Origin of the sequence: Larkinella fluvii (genome assembly GCF_051857545.1) — a bacterium.
Classification (GTDB): Bacteria; Bacteroidota; Bacteroidia; order Cytophagales; family Spirosomataceae; genus Larkinella.
The window spans coordinates 136916-154015 of the sequence record NZ_JBPZHB010000011.1 but is presented as its reverse complement, the minus strand read 5'-3'; the positions used below and the strand labels follow the sequence as shown (position 1 = coordinate 154015).

Genomic DNA, 17100 nt, shown 5'->3' with positions numbered 1-17100 from the left:
TGAACCCTGTAGTAACCCCGGTCAAAACCGGAGGTTGAGATGAACGAGATGGGTTTAAAATTTCACAGGAATGACTCCTTTTTCACCCCGATTCAAACCGGAGGGAAATAGAGAAGGGTCTAAAATCCCGTAGGGATGATTCATGTTGTAGCCCCCGGTTTGAACCGGGGGTAGACGTGAACAAGATCCGTTTAAAATCCCGTAGGGATGATTCATGTTGTAGCCCCCGGTTTGAACCGGGGGTAAACGTGAACAAAATCCATTTAAAATCCCGTAGGGATGACCGATCGAATGCCAAAGAGCACTTGTTTCTTGATAAAAAAGAACCGTGGGCCAGGAGCAAGAATCGTACATAGTGGAAACTATTTTAACGGTTTCAGGCCGGGCCTTCGGTTAGACTTTAATCGCCCATTCGCTTTTCAACGACCTTTCCAACAGGCCGTTGGCTTCTTTGTCTTTCTTGAAATTCTCCTTTTTCGGATCCCATTTCAGCGGACGTTTGAGCTGGTAGGCAATGTTACCGATGGTGCAAACCGACGCCGTGCGGTGGCCAATTTCTACGTCGCAGATGGGTTCGCTGCGCTTCCGCATGGCGGTCAGGAAGTCCTTGTAATGGTTGTCGCTGTGGTAAACGTGTTTCTCGTCCGGACCGATCACCTTGTCTTTGAGCGTAGCCGGGGTGGTTTCCAGCTTCTTGCGCTGAATGTTTAACGTACCTTCCGAGCCGACAAACTGAATGGCGTTGTTCCATTCCCAGGGCTCGTGGGTCATCGTGATGCCGTTGTCGTAGCGATACGTCAGGAATTTGTGCTCCTTGCCATCGGGCGGAATCACCTCCACGGGGCCGCTGTTGTCCATGTCCAGCGACCACTGGACGATGTCGAACATGTGCGCCCCCCAGTCGGTCACCATACCGCCACCAAACTCCTTGTAATTCCGCCAGTTGGGGAACACGTCTTTCGACAGGGGTGGGGCCAGTTCGGAATTGAACGGTACCGGTTCGTTGGGTCCCAGCCACATGGCCCAGTCCAGTCCTTCCGGAATGGGTTCAGCCGGTAAATCATACCGTTTCGGCGGAGGTCCCACGTTCACCTTGATGCCTTTGATGTCACCGATGTAACCGTTGCGGATCAGTTCGGCGGTTTGCCGGAACTCCGGCCACGACCGTTGCATGCTGCCCGTTTGAAACACCCGCTTGTGTTTGCGGGTGGCGTTCACCATCGCCCGGCCTTCTTTGATGGTCAGCGCGAGCGGTTTTTCGCAGTAAATATCTTTCCCGGCTTCGGCGGCTTTCACGGCCATGACCGCATGCCAGTGGTCGGGAGAGGCAATGACCACGGCATCGATGTCCTTGCGGTCGAGGAGTTGCCGGAAGTCGTTATAGGCCTGAATTTCCGAATACGCGCCATTGACTTTGGCCTTTCCGTCTTCGCTGGTGTAATAGGCTTTGGCCTGTTCGATAAACAGATCGCGTTTGGCTTTGTAGACTTCCGCACTGGCCAGAATCCGGGTTTCGCCGGTGGCCAGAAAATTCCGGGAGAGACCGCGGCTTTGCTTGCCGGTTCCGATAAATCCCAGCGTAATGATGTCGCTTGGTGCCCGGTAGCCCGTTCCGTCGGACCGCCGACCGCCCAGCACAAACCGGGGGACGATCATGAAGGCCGACAGGGCTGCGGACGCCTGTCCGATGAATTTTCGACGGGATAACGCACTAAAAGGTTCTTTTTCCATGAGGGTCTGGCAAATTGAGCTTGATTTCCAAGTAGAAAGCCAAAACCGCCCCGGATTTACTATCGGCGGTTTTCGAAAAGCCGCCCATTCGGTCGCTTCAGGGGCGGCTTTTTCCGTTTCAACCGCCTGACCACTGGCCGATGCCCGACGACGCGCCAATTTTGACGCCGATTCCAGTAAACACAAATCAAACTGAACAAATGAAAACACTAGTGATGACGTTGCTGACGGTGGTCCTGCTGGGCAGTTGCAAAAAAGACACGGACACCGTCCTGCCAGGGGGGCATGTACCGACCAAAGCCGCCGGGAAATGGATGTACGGCTCGTTTGCCATGGGGGACTTCTGGGCCTACGACGGTTCCTACCAAGGCAAACCCTTTGAGCTGGCGGTGGTGTTCGACTTTAAAACCGATGGTAACTACGAGAAGTATTTCGTGGCGACTACCCGCGATTATTCGGGTTGCAAAACCGAAGCGTTTACCTTCGAAAAAGGAAGCGTGGATTTCAGCGAAACCGACGGATCATTTACGACAACCCCCACGGAGGGCCATTACCGGGGCTTTTACTCCTGCTTTCCGAAGCAAAATGTGAACCGGAAAATGAATCGCGAGGAACTGAAAAAGCAGACGTACTATTACGAACTGAAAACCGGCAGCAATGGCAAGCCGAATCTGGTGGTGCGGTTTCAGGAAGGTGACAGCAACGTCAGTACGTTTCTGCCGACATCGTGGTAAATGAACACCCTTAAAAAAAGCTAAAAACCGGTCAGGTCTTCAAGACCTGACCGGTTTCGTTCCGTAATTCGACAGCGTTCTTAATTCACCAGAAAATACACAATCCGGCAGACGGTTCCTTTGCTTTTGGGGTTTTGGGTGGCCGCTAGGCGGAGTTGCAAAACGTGCTTTTTATTGGGTAGGTTGCTGGCGAAAAGCTTGTACCACGGCAGGTGCAATTGCTGGCTCCACTGGGTCTGGAGGTCCATTTTCTGGTACGGCCCTTTGTCGATGCGGTATTCCACTTCCCCCGCATCCGGCCCCGAAATCAGGGCGATGCCAACGGCAGTTCCCGTAAAGTTGAGCGAAAGAGCGGCTCCCGGCGTGGTGGCTTCCAGCATGGGCCGGTCGACAAAACCGGGGCGGGTCGAAACGCCATCCGCCGGTTTCCAGTTATCGACCAGCTTCCAGCCGTTTTGAAGCGACGCTTCGTTGATCGAGACATAATGGCCATTATCAAAACTGCCGCGAACCAGCGGAGGCACCACGGGCAATGGGTTGGCCGGAGCTGATGAAGCGGTTTGAAAAGCCGTATTCAGCAAATACTTCATGGTTTGAAAATACACTTCCTGCCCGAACGGCGACGGGTGCAGATCCTTGAAATCGTATTCCCACGAAAACTCGTTCGCTGCGATTCGGTCGTACACTTCCCGGGCCAGGTCGATAGAAGGCAGTTGGTAGTGGGCAGCTACCCGCTCATGGTTGGCGAGTTCCACAGGTTTTTTGCCCTGCCGGAAATCACCGAACTTGTCGGGGTCGGCAAATTCCATCAAAATGACATCGACGGCCGGATTGCTTTTTCGGGCGTGCCGCACAATGCCTTCCAGCGCGCGAAGTTGCGTCAGGCTATCGGTTTCGTTCGTGCGGTCGTTGACGGCGGCTTCCACGAACAACAAATCGACTTTGCCCTGGCTCAGTACATCCTGCTCGATGCGGAACGAGTGCGGCAAACTCCCGAGCGACGGAATCCCGGCTTTGATGAAGGTGAATGCCGTTTGCGGAAATTTCTCCTGCAAATACCGGCTCACCTTGTCGCGCCAACCGGGATTGTGGGTGATGGAACCGCCCAGAAACGCCACCGTGGCCTTTTTCTGCTCCGTGATCACCCGGTAGGCATTCGCCAAACCAGCCCGGATGGTGACATACGCCGACGAGGAAAGCGGTTTTTGAACGGGAACAGAATGCCGGGTGATGAAATCGGCCCACCACTCGGGATGTTCAATCGGGAAGTGATGGCCTTCGAGTGTTTGCGCACCCCTCGACATGGCATAAACCGTGGTCGGGCCACCCAGTTTCTGATACCGTTCCACGAGCGGAAACGTGTTTTCGTCGGAGGGGACCAGCTTGTCGTTCAGGCTGATGACGTGCAAAATGGGGATTTTATAAGCCGCCATGCCTTCCAGATGATCCATCGGATTGTCGTCAAATGCCAGCGCCTGTGGTTCCGAAAACCCGTAGACGTCGAGCAGTTGCTGCCACGATTTGGCGTCGCCCTTACTTTTTCCTTTTCCGCCGGGCCAGCTCTTAAAATCACAAACGGGGGCTTCGGCATAGATGCAACTCACTTTGGCGGGATTCCGTTTGGCCCAGCCGTAGACGTACAAACCGCCCCGGCTGACGCCCTCCAGTGCTACCTTCGGGGCAAAGCCTTTTTCCGAAACCAGATGCTGGTAAAAAGCATCCCAGATCATCATCGCTTTGGGGCTGCCGTATAAGTCGTTGGTGTTGATATAGGCAATATGAAAACCGCGTTCCAGCAGCATGCTGTCCATTTCGATGTGCCAGTCGGGGAAGTGGGCGCGCCAGACCCACGGATTGCCGGGCAATGGTTTTCGGGGTTTGATGTACCGGGCCGGTACGTCATTTAGCTTGAATTCTACTTTTTCAAAGCTGTGCCAAGGGGTGGTTTTTTCGCCCGGCTGAGCGCGCAGAATACCAGCAGTGAATGTTAAAAAGAGGGCAAAGATGATCGGGAGGGAACGCATAGGAACGGAAGATCGACTCAAATCCGGAAGCGATAATCGGTTTATTTCTACTCTTTTCCACCGGTTTTACGGGGCGTCTCAACGTGTTTCCGTGTCCCCGTATTCCCGCGTCCCCGTATTCCCATATCGCCCCGTCCCCGGGTTATACCCGGGGCTAGTTATGGAAGCCTTTCAGGCTTTAAGGGGGGGACGGCAAAAAATCAGCCTCCGGCCAGAAGCCGGAGGCTGACAAAAAATTACCATCTCTATTTTAATTCCGTTGTTTGTTAACGTGTTTGGCCACCGTGCCGATGGGGGCGATCCAGACGCCGTTGGCGGGGTCTTTGGCGTATTCGCAGAGTTGCTTCAACATGGTCAGGCGTGTGGTTTGCCCCCCGGATTCGGCGGTTTCGTGACCCGCCAGCACCAGCCACTGCCCGGTTTTGCGGGCGGTTTCGATCAGGTCTTTGATTTCACTGAAATCCTTTCCGTCCATTTCCATCCCATAAATCTGGGCCATGTCACAATAGGCCGGATCATTGGGCGCTTCATTCCGCCAGCCGCGGCCGCTGATGAACAGGTCGGACACAATCGGCACGTAGCTCTGCGTGGTTTTTCCGCGCCCGATAAACATCTGCCCACAGGGGTAGGCAAACACTTCCGGTTTGACGCCCAGCAGTTCCTGCACCTGTTGGTTGGCTTCGATTAGTTCCGCCCGCATTTTCTCGCCCGTATAGTCCTCCAGCGCCTTTTCCCGCGACCACGTAAAGTTGCCGCTGCACGGGTGATTGACCGAGTGATTACCCATTTCGTGACCACTCGCTACGGCTTTTTTCCAGCCTTCCAGCCGTTTTTTTACCGCCGATGGCACGACGAAGAACGTGACTTTGACATCGTATTGATCGAGCAAAACCGTCCCCTTGTCGACGTTGCTCAACCGGGCATCGTCGAAACTGAGGCTTAAGGCTACTTTCTTGCCGTTCGGCCAGACAATGGGGGCTGCCGATGGTTTGACGGATGGCATTTCGCTCGAAAACGAAAGGCTAAGGAGGGCGCAGAATAGGGTAGATGCGCGCAGGATCGGGGTTAGTTTCATCGGAATAAAGTCTGAAAGACAAAGGTAAGAAAAACCGCGGTCATGGTTTTTTAACGATGGGAGGGTGTGACTGCAAGTAATTGACCACGGATTCCGTCAGATCTTTGGCGGCAGCGGGCGTGTAGGGCGAAACCGTTATCTCATACCCACCGTGCGTGATTTCTTCTGCCGTCAGCAAATACCCCAGCCAGCCGTTGCCGTAGCCAAAATAGAAGGTATAGGGGAAAGGCGACCGGTCGCGAACCTCGTTGGAAATTTCACAGAACAACTCAAGCGGGGCGCTCCAGATGGCGATGTCGTTGTTGATTTGCAGAAACCGGACGGGCAGTTTAATCATATTGACCCCGGCTTTCGTGGTGCGGGTGTAGTCTTTCAAATCATCGACCCAACCCAGTTCGGGCTTCCGGGGTGTTTCAACAACCAGGCTGGCGGTTTTCAGACTAACATCCGCCGTGGTCGCCTTGATCGACTGGTTGGCGGTAATGATTTTGTCACCCAATAAGGTCTTGAACTGGTGGAGTCGACCTATTTTGTGGTTTGCGTACTGGCTGTAGATCGGGGCAATATTGCCGGCCGCCCCGTTGATGAACAGCAACGGAATGCCCAGTTGTTCTTCTACATACTGAGCTACCACGCCCGGCGCATCCCCGCTGATCAGCAGGTTTTCGCCCCCCATCACCGTTCCGTGAATCGCATAGTTGGAAATCAACGCCATCGGGGTACCGTCTGCTTTATCCAGTCGAAGCATCCCGATCCGGCGATCGACCGGGCCATCCGGGTCCATCCCCAGAAACGCTTTGCCGTCGACGCCCTTCGCCCGCCGGTTGATGTTGGCCTGCGCCATGCCCCACCCCACCCCCAGTCGGGCCGGTTCGAGTTTCTTCCGGGCTTCGGCGACACCATCGATGAGCTTCTTTTCGACCACATCCGTGTAGTCCGAATCGAATTTATGCTGATACCGTTCACCCATAAAGAGTGCCGGTAAACCGGGGGGACCCACTTCGGGTGCCGAATGCGTGTGCGTTAAGGTCCACCAGAAGTTGACCGGATCGATGCCCAACTGACTTTTCAACTTGGCGGCTACCTTGTCGTATTCGGAAGGCGAAACCACGGCAAAATCCGACGATACCAGCACGAACTGCGTTTTGCCGTCGTCCAGTACGGTGATCCGGTGGTAAATCCGATCCAGAACCCCGGTCGAGCGCCGGGCACCGTAGCCGAGCAGCATCTGGTGACCTTCCGGCGTCACGTCCACCTTGACCACAGCCGCCCGAAAACCGGTGGCTTTGGGGGTGATGGCCTGACTCCTTATCGGAAAAAGCAATAGAACAGCTACCGCCCAAAGGCCGGTCCGGCGTTTAAAAGTCGGTATATGGTTTTGAAAAAAAAGCATGGTTAAGGAGTTAAGAAGTGTTTTTTTGGGTTTACGGTATTCGGTTTACGGTTTTCGGTTGGCTGACGCGTTTTGTTTGCATGCGTCAGCCACCGTAAACCGAATACCGTAAACCGTAAACTCATTTCGCCTTCCGGATATACGCCAGCAGATCCGCCATTTGCTGCGGGTTGATCTGCTTTTCCAAACCGGCGGTCATGGCCGACATATTCATGGCTTTCAGGGTCTCGATGTCCTGCCGGGCAATGGTGGTTTCCTGGCCGCCCTGGTTGCGCAGCGTAAGGGCCGTTGGTGTTTCGGTCGAGATTAATCCCTGCTGGGTTTCGCCGTTTTTCAGCGTGATCGTCCAGAGGTCGTAGCCGTCGGCGATGGACAGGTTCGGGTTCAGAATATCGCCCAGAATGGAAGCCGGTCGCCGGTTTCGGATGGTCGCCAGATCGGGGCCGAACGCAATCCCACCCGTGCTGCTGATCTGGTGGCAGAGCGCACAGTTCTGCTGGAAAACCAGCGCACCCTTGTCCGCATCAGCCGGTAGTTCCAGCGAAGTCTGGTATTGTTTAATGACCTCATCCCGCTGTTTGTCGCGTTTCGTCAGCAGCACCCGCGCCCGGTTTCGCGATTCGACGTTCGAGTTCGCCATCAAACCGACGCTGCGGGGCCAGCCGATGCTGTTCTGGTCGATGGTTCCTTTTTCGACGGCATCCAGCAGCAGCTTGATCCGGGATTGTCGTACCGGGTCCGGGCCGCTGAAAAACGTTGCAATGGCCGGTTCGCGGATGTCGGGGGTCATGACGGGCCACTTTTGCAACACATAGTCACTGACCGTGGCATCGGGGATCGAGCTTAGGGTTTTCAGCGCGGCCACCTGAACCGAAAGCGGCTCATTTGGCGCAATCATTTTTTTCAGGAGCGGGATCTGGGGCGTTGCGTCGCGCAGGGCCAGAAAACCGAGGGCTTCGGACCGCTTCTCTTCCGACTGTTTCGGATCAGCCGCCGTCTGAACCGCCTGTTGAAAAGCCGCCGTTGTCTGGGCGTCGTCCGGCAGGCCGGTTACCTGCAAAAACTGAAGGCAGGCCGAGCGAACGGAAGGGGAGGAGTGATTGAAAAAAGACCGGATCAGCAGTTGTTGTTCTGCCAGAAAATTCGAGTCGAGCGTCGAGTTTCGCCGTTTTACGCCCTGGGCGACGCCTTTGATGATGGAGGGTTGCCACGTTTCTTTTTCCGCCGAAACCGGTACGAGCGCTTTCTCCAGAAGCGAATGAATCGTTTTCGGTGGCTGACTCGCCCCGGTCATGGCACTGAGCCGCTCGACCAGCGAACCATACGCCGGTTGGTCGGGCTTGTAACGCGTCAAAACCGCATTGAGCAAATCGCCTTTTTGCGACGCGGGCGCGGAAAGGGCCGCAATCTGAACCCATTGGTCGTCGATGTCGGTGAACAGCAGTTTCTGACGGGCGCTGGCTGCTTCGGGCGTTTCAACAAAACCGAGGGTGCAAAGCAGTTGAAAGCGGACTTTCGGATCGCTGTCGGACTGCATCGCCAGCAACGCTGGAATGAGCGCCGGGGCGGTTTTGAGATGTAGTTCCGCCAGTTTGATCGCGTTGGTTCGGACACCCGGAACCGGGTCTTTCAGGGCCGCCGTAATCAATTCAGGGCGAAGTTTTTTTAGCCCTTCGAGCGTCCAGAGGGCGTGCAGACGACCCAGGGGCGACGACGGATTTTTCGCCATGACTTCCAATTCGGCCACATCCTGAGGTGTCGCGCGATCCAGCAAAAGCCGTTGCGCATTCCGGCGCCACCAGCTATTGCGGTTGGCCAGTTTTTCGATCAACTGCGCATTGGACGCCTTCCCCAGCAGGTCTTTGTTCAGGACGGCGGGTTTGGTTCCTTTGGGCGTGATGCGGTAGATGCGGCCCTGATCTGTTCCGTTGTATAAGGCCCCGGATTTGATAACGTCTTCGGCCATCCATTCGGGGTGTTCGACAATTTGCCGGTAATAATCAATGACATACAGCGCGCCATCGGGTCCGACGTACATATTGACGGGTCGAAACCAGGCGTCCGTCGAAGCCAGAAATTCTTTGCCGGTGTGGACGCGGCTGGCCGTAAAACTGGCTCCTTTTTCATGGATTTTATCGAAGTGAATCAGATTGCTGACGGGTTCGGCCACAAACGTCACGCTGTCGTACAGGGCCGGAAACACCCCGCCCAGATACGCCGTTATGCCACAGGCCGACGTGATCACGCCAATGTCCGTGAGCAGCTGCATCTGCGGATTTTTGGTGATCGGAAACACTTCGGCGGCATTGCCGTGGTCCGAAATCGACTGGGTGACGTTGGAAACCAGCAAATCCGGATTGCGCTTCAGATACGGCGTCGTGATGACTTCGTGGAAGGCGTGGTTGGCGTTGCTCACCAGCAGGCGGTTTCCCCAGGCGTCGAAGGTATGACCAAACTGCGTATTGCCGGCCACCGGTTCCAGTTCGTAGCGGTCGGGCCGAAACCGGACGCTGCGGCCACTGGCGTTGTCGGGCAGACGGATGCCATCAGGTTTTTTGGGAAAGAAAACATCACTCCCGCGGTCGCCGAACTCTTCCTTATACACCTGCGCCGTCACCGCCGATTCGTGGGCGAGGTAAATCCAGTTGTCAAGACCCAGCAGGGGCGCGTTGACGTTATGCTGCGGATTGGAAAGGGCAAAACCGGTCAAAACCGTGTCGCGGACGTCGGATTTGCCATCGCCGTCGGTATCTTCCAGGTAGTAGACATTCGGCGCGTCGGTCACCAGCACGCCTTTTTTCCAGCGCATGATCCCGGTAGGCAGCACGAGGTTCTCGGCAAAAACCGTGCTCTGGTCCATGCGACCGTCGCCATCTGAATCGGTGAGCAGTTTGATTTTTCCGGTACCGGTTTTGTCGAGCGGATAACCGTGCATTTCCACGACGTAAAACCGCCCATCCTCGTCAATTTCCATCGCAACCGGGTCGGCCACCAGCGGTTCGCTGGCCACCAGTTCGATCTGAAAACCGGGTTCGAGTTCGAACGTTTTCAAAGCCTCTTCGGGGGAGGTTCCCGAAGAGGTAGACGACTTCTGACAACCCGGCACCATCACCAGGCTGGCAGCGATCAGACTGTAAAAAAGATACTGCTGTATTTGAGTCAATGAAATTACCATTGGGTCAGTAATTCGGGTTTTGGGTCAGCTTCGTATTCTGGTTCAACGCCGATTGCGGAATCGGAAGCAAATAGTTTTTATTGGCAAAGAACGTTTTGCCGCCTTCCGGTGCGGGAATGACCGTGTACACCGGTTTTCCGCCCACCAGCTCAATTTTCATGGCGTGTAACGTTCCGTTCAGGTTCTTTTCCGCCAGCTTCAACCGCATCAGATCGAACCAGCGCCGTTCTTCAAACGCCAGCTCCACCCGGCGTTCGCGCATGATGGCCACCCGCATCTCGGCCTGCGTCAAGCCGGTTTTCAGGTTCGGTAATTCCGACCGCGTCCGCACCTGGTTGATGGCGGCATACACCGACGCATCCGGCCCGACGGCTTCGTTCTGGGCTTCGGCATAACTCAGCAGCACCTCGGCGTAGCGGTAAATGATAAAACTGCCGCTGTTCAACAAATGGTTGCCGTTGATGGTGTATTTTGGATTCAATCCCTTCCGCAAATAATAACCGGTATTGGTCGCTTCATTGGTATTACTCAAATCCGTCGCATTCCGACTACCGACGCCCTGTTTCATTACCATTTCGGCGCCAACCCAAGTCGATCCATCATACACAATGGACTGATAAAACCGCTTTTCCCGGTTCACATACGGATTCTGCGGATCGTAGCCCGAAGCCGGGTCTGAAATCGGTAAACCGTTGGCCATCGCGTATTCGTCCACCAGTTCCTGCGTCGGGTCGACGCCCCCGTAGGCTTTTTGAACCCCGCCGACCATCCAGGGACCCCAAAGGCCTTCTTTGCCACTGCCCAGGGCCGTACCACCGAGGTATTGCTTGGCAAAAAGCACTTCCACATTGTTGTTGTTGTCCTCGTAAAATTGCGTTTCGTAATTGGAAAACAGGCTGTGTGAACCCAGATCGATGACACGCTTGTTGGTAGCGGCCGCCAATGCCCAGCGGGCTTTGTCGTTGGCGGTATTTTTCAACGGACTGGCCCAGAACAGTTCGCACCAGCCTTTCAGCGTCAGTGCCGTGGCTTTGGAAACCCGGCCGGCTTCGGCCTTGAGCGGCAGGTCATCGACAATGGCGGCACACTCGTCCACAATGAATTTGTAGGTTTCTTCGTCGGTGTTGCGCGCCCGGAAAATGGCGTCGCCCTGCGTGTTCTGATTCAGCGAACTGGTGATGATTGGAACCCCGCCGTGGGCGGTCCAGAGCAATTGGTAGTAATAGGCGCGTAAAAACCGAGCTTCCGCGATTTTGGGTTTTTTCCAGGTATCCGGAAAGGCCGACGCCGTTACTTTTTCGATGAATAAATTGGCCCGGCGGATGTTGGCATACTGCCCCCACCAGTTGGGCGCGTTGCTGGCCGTATAGACCGACGGCGAGTACAAAACCCGGCTGGGCAGCCCGTTGACGCCGTTCATGGCATTGTCCGTAAAGTTTTCCCACGGATCGAAGGTGTTGAACGGCCCCGGAATTCCGGAGTAGACGTTATTTAGAAACAGGTCGGCCGTGGCGGCATCGGTCCAGACGATATCGTCCGAAATCTGGTCTTTGGGGGCCACGTCCAGAAAATCTTTGCAGGAGAAAACTCCCAAAATCAGGAACAGCAAAGCTACTTTGCCATTCAACTTTATAAGCCTAGACAGGTTCATCGCGGGGGGGTGTTTTCAGGATTAAAACGTTACATTCAAGCCAACTGACATCACTTTTTGCTGCGGATAACTCCAGGCGTTGGCCTGCGTAATTTCCGGGTCAAAATTCCGCAACTTCGTCCAGGTCAGGACGTTCTGCCCCGACACGTAGACCCGCGCATTCTGGATTTTTATTCGCTGCGTGATCACCGACGGAATCGAATACGACAGGGTGGCGCTTTTTAACCGCAGGTAGCTGGCATCGCCGATCCAGTATGAGGACGTCTGCGTGTTGTTGGTCGTCGGGGCGTTGGTGATGCGTGGATAGGTCGCATCCGGATTTTCGGGCGTCCAGTAGTCCAGTGTTTCCCGGACCGCACCCATGCCATTGCTGAAGGCCCAGGCTGCACTGCCCGAGTAATAGAAGTTGGTTTTGGCCGCGCCCTGAAACAGCAGGTCGAGCGTGAAACCTTTGTATTGGACGTTGGGGGCAATCCCGTAAATGATTCGGGGCGTGGCTACGGCGTCACCAATCCGGGTGAGGTCGTCGTCGTTGATTTTGCCATCGTTGTTCATGTCCTGATACCGGATGTCGCCGGGTTGAACCGCCCCCCAGGGTTGGACTGCAATTCCCGGTTTTAGCTTACCGGCTTCGTCAAAATCGGCCACCTGAAAAAGACCCAGTGATTGAAAGCCAAACTGCGTTCCGAGCGGTTTTCCGGTCAACCGGCGGTTGAGGTTGTTGTAGGTTGCCCCGGCTTCAAACACCTGCAATAGCTTGTTTTTGGCGTACGTAAAATTGCCGTTGAGGGCAACGCGCAGGCCGGACGCAAACCGGTGTGCCGAGCCAATGGACAGGTCAATGCCCTGGTTTTGCATGATCCCGGCATTCACCTGGCTCAGTCCGATTCCGTATTCGGACGGCACAATGACATCGGGATTAACCAGCATGTTGGAGCGTTTTTCGTAGAAATAATCCATTTCCAGGTTCAGCAGGCCTTTCCATAACGTGGCTTCCAAACCGATGTCGGTCTTTTTCGCGCGTTCCCAGGTGATGTTCGGGTTCGGTTCGTTGCGTTCGCGGAGGGCCTGAACGGCGTTGCCACCAAGCACATAGGCCGGACCCACCACGCTGTAGGTGCTCATGTACTGAAAGGCACTCCCGGCCAGCGCGCCCACTTCGCCGTAGGACCCGCGCAGTTTCAGGTTATCAATCCAGCGCACATTGTTCTTGATGAAATTCTCTTCCGACAAACGCCAGCCGAGCGAAAAGGCCGGGAAGAAACCGTAGCGGTTTTCGGGGGCAAAGTAATAGCTGCCGTCGTAGCGACCGCTGGCTTCGAAGAGGTATTTATCGGCGTAGTCGTACGTAACCCGGTAAACCAGACCCATTTGCCGGCCGTAGTTGGAAGTTCCGGTGGTCGTCATGTCGGCCTGACTCGAACTCCCCATGTCCAGTTCGTCGATGCTCAGGTTGTAGTTCCGGCGGGTAGCACCCAGCAGCATCGCGTCGTTGGCTTTGGCTTCAAAAACCGCCAGCGCGCCCACGGTGCTTTTGCCAAACGACCGCACGTAGTTCAGGCTGGCCTGGTAGGTCAACTGCTGGGTCTGGTTGTAGGTCTGGTTCAATGACGATTTGGCCTGACCGAAAATGCCGTCGGTGATCACTTTCGTCGTTGTATTGATCGTAGCCAGGTGAACCGGAGTCGTCCAGATTTTATCCAGAACCATCGTCGGATCGTAGGCAATCGTACCTTTGGCCACCAGCCCCGGAATGAACGGAATCTCCTGTTCCACCGACAGTTGAGAGTACAAAGCCGTCGTATTGGTTTTCTGATACCCGCTGTTGTAAATGCTGCCGGTGACGTAGGTGCCATTCATGCCGTTGCTGAAAAACAGCGGGCCGTTTTGCAGGTGAGAATAGGCAATCAGTTCGAAAAGACGCGACGTGCCAATCGACGGATACTGCGACTTTTGCACCCTTCCGTTCAGGTTAAAAGAAATTTTGGTGGTTTTGGTGGCCTGTGCGTCGAGGTTGATCGCCAGGTTATACCGTTTATTGCTGGTCGACGGCCACATCCCGGCCTGGTACTGGTAGCCCAAGCTGGCGTAATATTTGATCCGCTCCGCCCCGCCCGACAATTCGATGTTGTGGGTGGTGATGACGGCGTTGCGGTTGACAATTTCCTTGACGTAATTATCAGCCGGGTACGAATCGTTGTCCGAACCGTCTCTGAATTTCTGTAACGCTTCCGCCGAATACGGTTCTGGCAACCCGGCGTATTTAGCGGCTGCATTTTTCAGCGAGGCAAAGTCGTAGCCGTATAAATAATCGGGCATGACGGTCGGATTCTGAAAACCGACGTAAGCATTATACGTCAGCGACGGCGTACCGGTTTTTCCGCGCTTGGTCGTCACCAGAACCACCCCGTTAGCACCTGCCACTCCGTAGGGTGCCACCGCTGCGGCATCTTTCAGGATTGTGAACGTTTCGATGGTGTTGGGATCGAGTTGCTGAAAACTGCGGGGAATATTGTCAACAATTAATAAGGGCTGGTTGTTGCCCGTGGAGGAAATCCCGCGAATGTAGATATTGGAACCGTCGCGGCCGGGTTCGCCGGAAGCCTGTTTGACGATGACGCCCGGCAACCGACCCCCCAGGCTGTTGCTCAGGTTGGTGACGGGAACAGAGGCAATTTCTTCTCCTTTCATGGCCGAAACAGCCGCCGTCACCGAGGTTTTCTTCTGAACCCCGTAGCCCACCACAACGACTTCGCTCAACGCTTTGATGTCCGGTTTCAGGCTGACGTTGATTTCGGTGCGGCCACCGACCAGCACTTCCTGTGGTTCGTAGCCCACAAAACTAAAAACCAGAACCGCTTCCGGACCGGGGATGGCCAGCTTGTAGGTGCCGGTTCCGTCGGTGGTGGTTCCGCGCGTCGATCCTTTTAGAACAATGCTCACGCCGGGCAGGTCTTCGCCTTTTCCGGCATCGGTCACCCGGCCCTGGATGGTGATGTCGGCAACAACCGGTTTTTCCACGACGCGGGCCGCCGGAACCTCTAGCGCTGCTGCTTCGGTGGCCGGTCGGTTTTCGGTTTGGCGGGCGAAAGGGGCTTCGGGAAATCGACTCGGATTGATTTCCGACCTCCGCTGCGGTTCTTTGGCGGTGATCACGTAGCCCCCGTTTTTCGATTTTTTATAGCTTAACCCAAACGGTTTTAACACCGTCTCCAGGTTGGTTTCCAGCCGGTCGTCCCAGTGAATGGCGTCCGACGAAACGACGTAGCCCTCCACAATCCGGTCGAAAAACAGAATGTCTACTTTATAATGGTTTTTCAGTTCCCGCAGGGTTTCTTTCAACTGGCGGTTTTCGGGCCTCACAGACAGCGGCTGGCGGGCTGAGGTCTGGGCCTTCGCGAGCATTTGGGCAAAACCTGGCTGGATAACACCCAGCAGCAGAATCAGCAGTGGTGGTATTCTTTTTTTCATGGAGGTAAATAAGAAGAATGGGTTAGTAAGCAGAAATGAGAAGAAGTACGGTGGGTTAGTGAGCAGGATTCGGAATGACAATGTGGTTGCCGGTGCGTTTGTAGGTCAGGGCCGACCCTTCCATCAGCGACTCCAGGAGTTCTTCGGCGTTGCCGGCTGTAAAAGAGCCGGAAACGGTCCATTTGGCCAGTTTGGGATCGGTGATTTCCAGCACCAGGCCGTAGTTTTCCTTGAACAGATGGGTGATTTCTTCAAGCGTCGTTTCTTCAAACACAAAGCGGTTTTCGCGCCAGGCCGAAGCGTTTTCGGGCTGACTCAGTTTCCGGAGCTGGACCTGCCCATCACGCCGGTTTAAGGTCACCAGATCGCCCGGCTTCATCATCAACTGACGGGGAGCCTTGCCCTCCTGGTACCGGAGCTGCACTTTCCCTTTATTCAAAACCACTTTGCCGCCCCGTTCCCGGTTGTACACCGAAAATTCGGTGCCGAGTACGACCACCTCGAAGTTTCGGTTTGTTTTGACCACAAACCGCTGATCGTCCGTCGTGTGGGTAACCGAAAACGTGGCCTCGCCCGATAGCGCCACATCCCGCGTCTGAGCACCAAATCCAAACCGGGGCACCTTCAGCGTCGAGTTCGCGTTCAGCGTCACCTCACTGCCATCGGCCAGTGTCAGTTGCCGGGTTTCGCCGTAGGTCGTGGTATATTTTTCGTTCATGACGTCGTCCCGATACACCCAGCCACTCCCGACCAGCAAAGCCACCGAGGCCGCAGCAACCCACCGAAACCAGGGCTGATGGGTCATGGGAATGGGCCGATCGACACCAGCCGGTTCGTCCTCCTGCGGGTCCTGAGCCATTCGCATCTGGTGACGGTTGAGGGCGGTTTGGACATCGGCCACATACTGCGGATGCTGGCTTTCCCAGATTTCCAGCCAGTGAAAAAACTGTTCCCGGTTGTCTGTATCTTTGGCCCATTCGTCGATCAACTGCTTCTGAAAAGCCGTAGTACGACCGGCGAAGTAGTTGAACAAGAGTTCTTTCGTTACCTGTGTTTTCATAAGTCAGACCGGTTTCGGGCTGGCAAAAACAGCCACACCAAAACCATGTTTCAGGAAGTTGTTGTGGTTTTATTGCGGATACTGGCAGAAGCTGAGGAGCAAAATCAGCCATTTGTCTTTCAGGAAAGCCCGGACGTGGCGGATGGACCGGTACATGTGGACTTCGACGGTTCGTAGGGAAAGGTTGAGTTCCTGGGCAATCTCGGTGTATTTCCGGCCTTCAAACCGGTGCATGACGTAGACCTGTCGCTGTTTCATCGGCATGGCGTCGATGGCTTTTTCCACGTCGTGATACAGTTCCTCAAACTGCGTCACGGAATCGGGTTGCTGCTCGCTGGGAAACGAAACCCGTTCGGCCTGGTCGAGTGAGGTGCTGCGTTTCATCTCGGCCCGGACGTAGTCGAAAGCCCGGTTGCGTACGGCGGTGAAAAGAAAGGCGCGGTAAGACGTCGTGATGGTGAGGTAAATGTGGCCGACGTGGAACTCGTAGAAAATGTCCGAAACAATGTCCTCGGCAATTTCTTTGGACGAAACAAACCGGACAACGTGGCTGCACAGCGACTGGTAATAGTGCTGAAACAGCAGTGCGATGCCCGAATCCGGGTTCTGTTCAAACGCCTTATGAATCAGCCGTTCGGCATCCAGTGCCACCGCCGGTCGCTGAAAATGGGCCGGAGGATGATCACTGAGCGGACGATCCCCGAGTGAAAATGGGTTTGCCTGATTGCCATTTGGGTCCGGTACTAAACGTCTAACCTCTCCCATGTTCGGTAAATGGTGAAAATA

At 55.1% G+C, this 17100-nt stretch carries 10 protein-coding genes; 1 reads left to right on the top strand and 9 read right to left on the bottom strand.

Annotated elements, in window-relative coordinates:
* Positions 1-393: 393 nt before the first annotated feature.
* Positions 394-1731: a Gfo/Idh/MocA family protein gene (locus tag ACS5NO_RS27485; RefSeq protein ID WP_439418170.1), complete on the bottom strand. Its 1338-nt coding sequence runs from the start codon at positions 1729-1731 to the stop codon at positions 394-396.
* A 200-nt stretch (positions 1732-1931) separates the two neighbouring features.
* Between ACS5NO_RS27485 and ACS5NO_RS27480 the strand changes: the two genes are divergently transcribed.
* Positions 1932-2465, top strand: a complete 534-nt coding sequence (locus ACS5NO_RS27480) for a hypothetical protein (RefSeq protein WP_439418101.1) — start codon at positions 1932-1934, stop codon at positions 2463-2465.
* An 80-nt stretch (positions 2466-2545) separates the two neighbouring features.
* Here ACS5NO_RS27480 and ACS5NO_RS27475 read toward each other — a convergent pair whose 3' ends face one another.
* The 8 genes from ACS5NO_RS27475 to ACS5NO_RS27440 form a co-directional block, all read right to left on the bottom strand.
* A complete protein-coding gene (locus tag ACS5NO_RS27475; RefSeq protein WP_439418100.1) occupies positions 2546-4489 on the bottom strand; it encodes an SGNH/GDSL hydrolase family protein in 1944 nt (647 codons plus the stop codon).
* Positions 4490-4739: 250 nt separating this feature from the next.
* Complete coding sequence (locus tag ACS5NO_RS27470; protein WP_439418099.1) at positions 4740-5564, bottom strand: polysaccharide deacetylase family protein; 825 nt, start codon at positions 5562-5564, stop codon at positions 4740-4742.
* Between the two features lie 40 nt (positions 5565-5604).
* Entirely contained in the window at positions 5605-6957 is a 1353-nt protein-coding gene (locus ACS5NO_RS27465) for a neutral/alkaline non-lysosomal ceramidase N-terminal domain-containing protein (protein WP_439418098.1), read from the bottom strand.
* 121 nt (positions 6958-7078) lie between these two features.
* The gene (locus ACS5NO_RS27460) at positions 7079-10132 is read right to left on the bottom strand and encodes a PVC-type heme-binding CxxCH protein (RefSeq protein WP_439418097.1); all 3054 of its coding nucleotides are present in this window, start codon (positions 10130-10132) and stop codon (positions 7079-7081) included.
* A gap of 4 nt (positions 10133-10136) precedes the next feature.
* On the bottom strand, positions 10137-11783 hold the full coding sequence (locus ACS5NO_RS27455; RefSeq protein ID WP_439418096.1) for a RagB/SusD family nutrient uptake outer membrane protein: 1647 nt from the start codon (positions 11781-11783) through the stop codon (positions 10137-10139).
* 21 nt (positions 11784-11804) lie between these two features.
* Positions 11805-15254, bottom strand: a complete 3450-nt coding sequence (locus ACS5NO_RS27450; RefSeq protein WP_439418095.1) for a SusC/RagA family TonB-linked outer membrane protein — start codon at positions 15252-15254, stop codon at positions 11805-11807.
* A 55-nt stretch (positions 15255-15309) separates the two neighbouring features.
* Positions 15310-16314, bottom strand: coding sequence for a FecR family protein (locus ACS5NO_RS27445; RefSeq protein ID WP_439418094.1), 1005 nt, complete (start codon positions 16312-16314; stop codon positions 15310-15312).
* 69 nt (positions 16315-16383) lie between these two features.
* Entirely contained in the window at positions 16384-17079 is a 696-nt protein-coding gene (locus ACS5NO_RS27440; protein WP_439418093.1) for an RNA polymerase sigma-70 factor, read from the bottom strand.
* Positions 17080-17100: the final 21 nt, after the last annotated feature.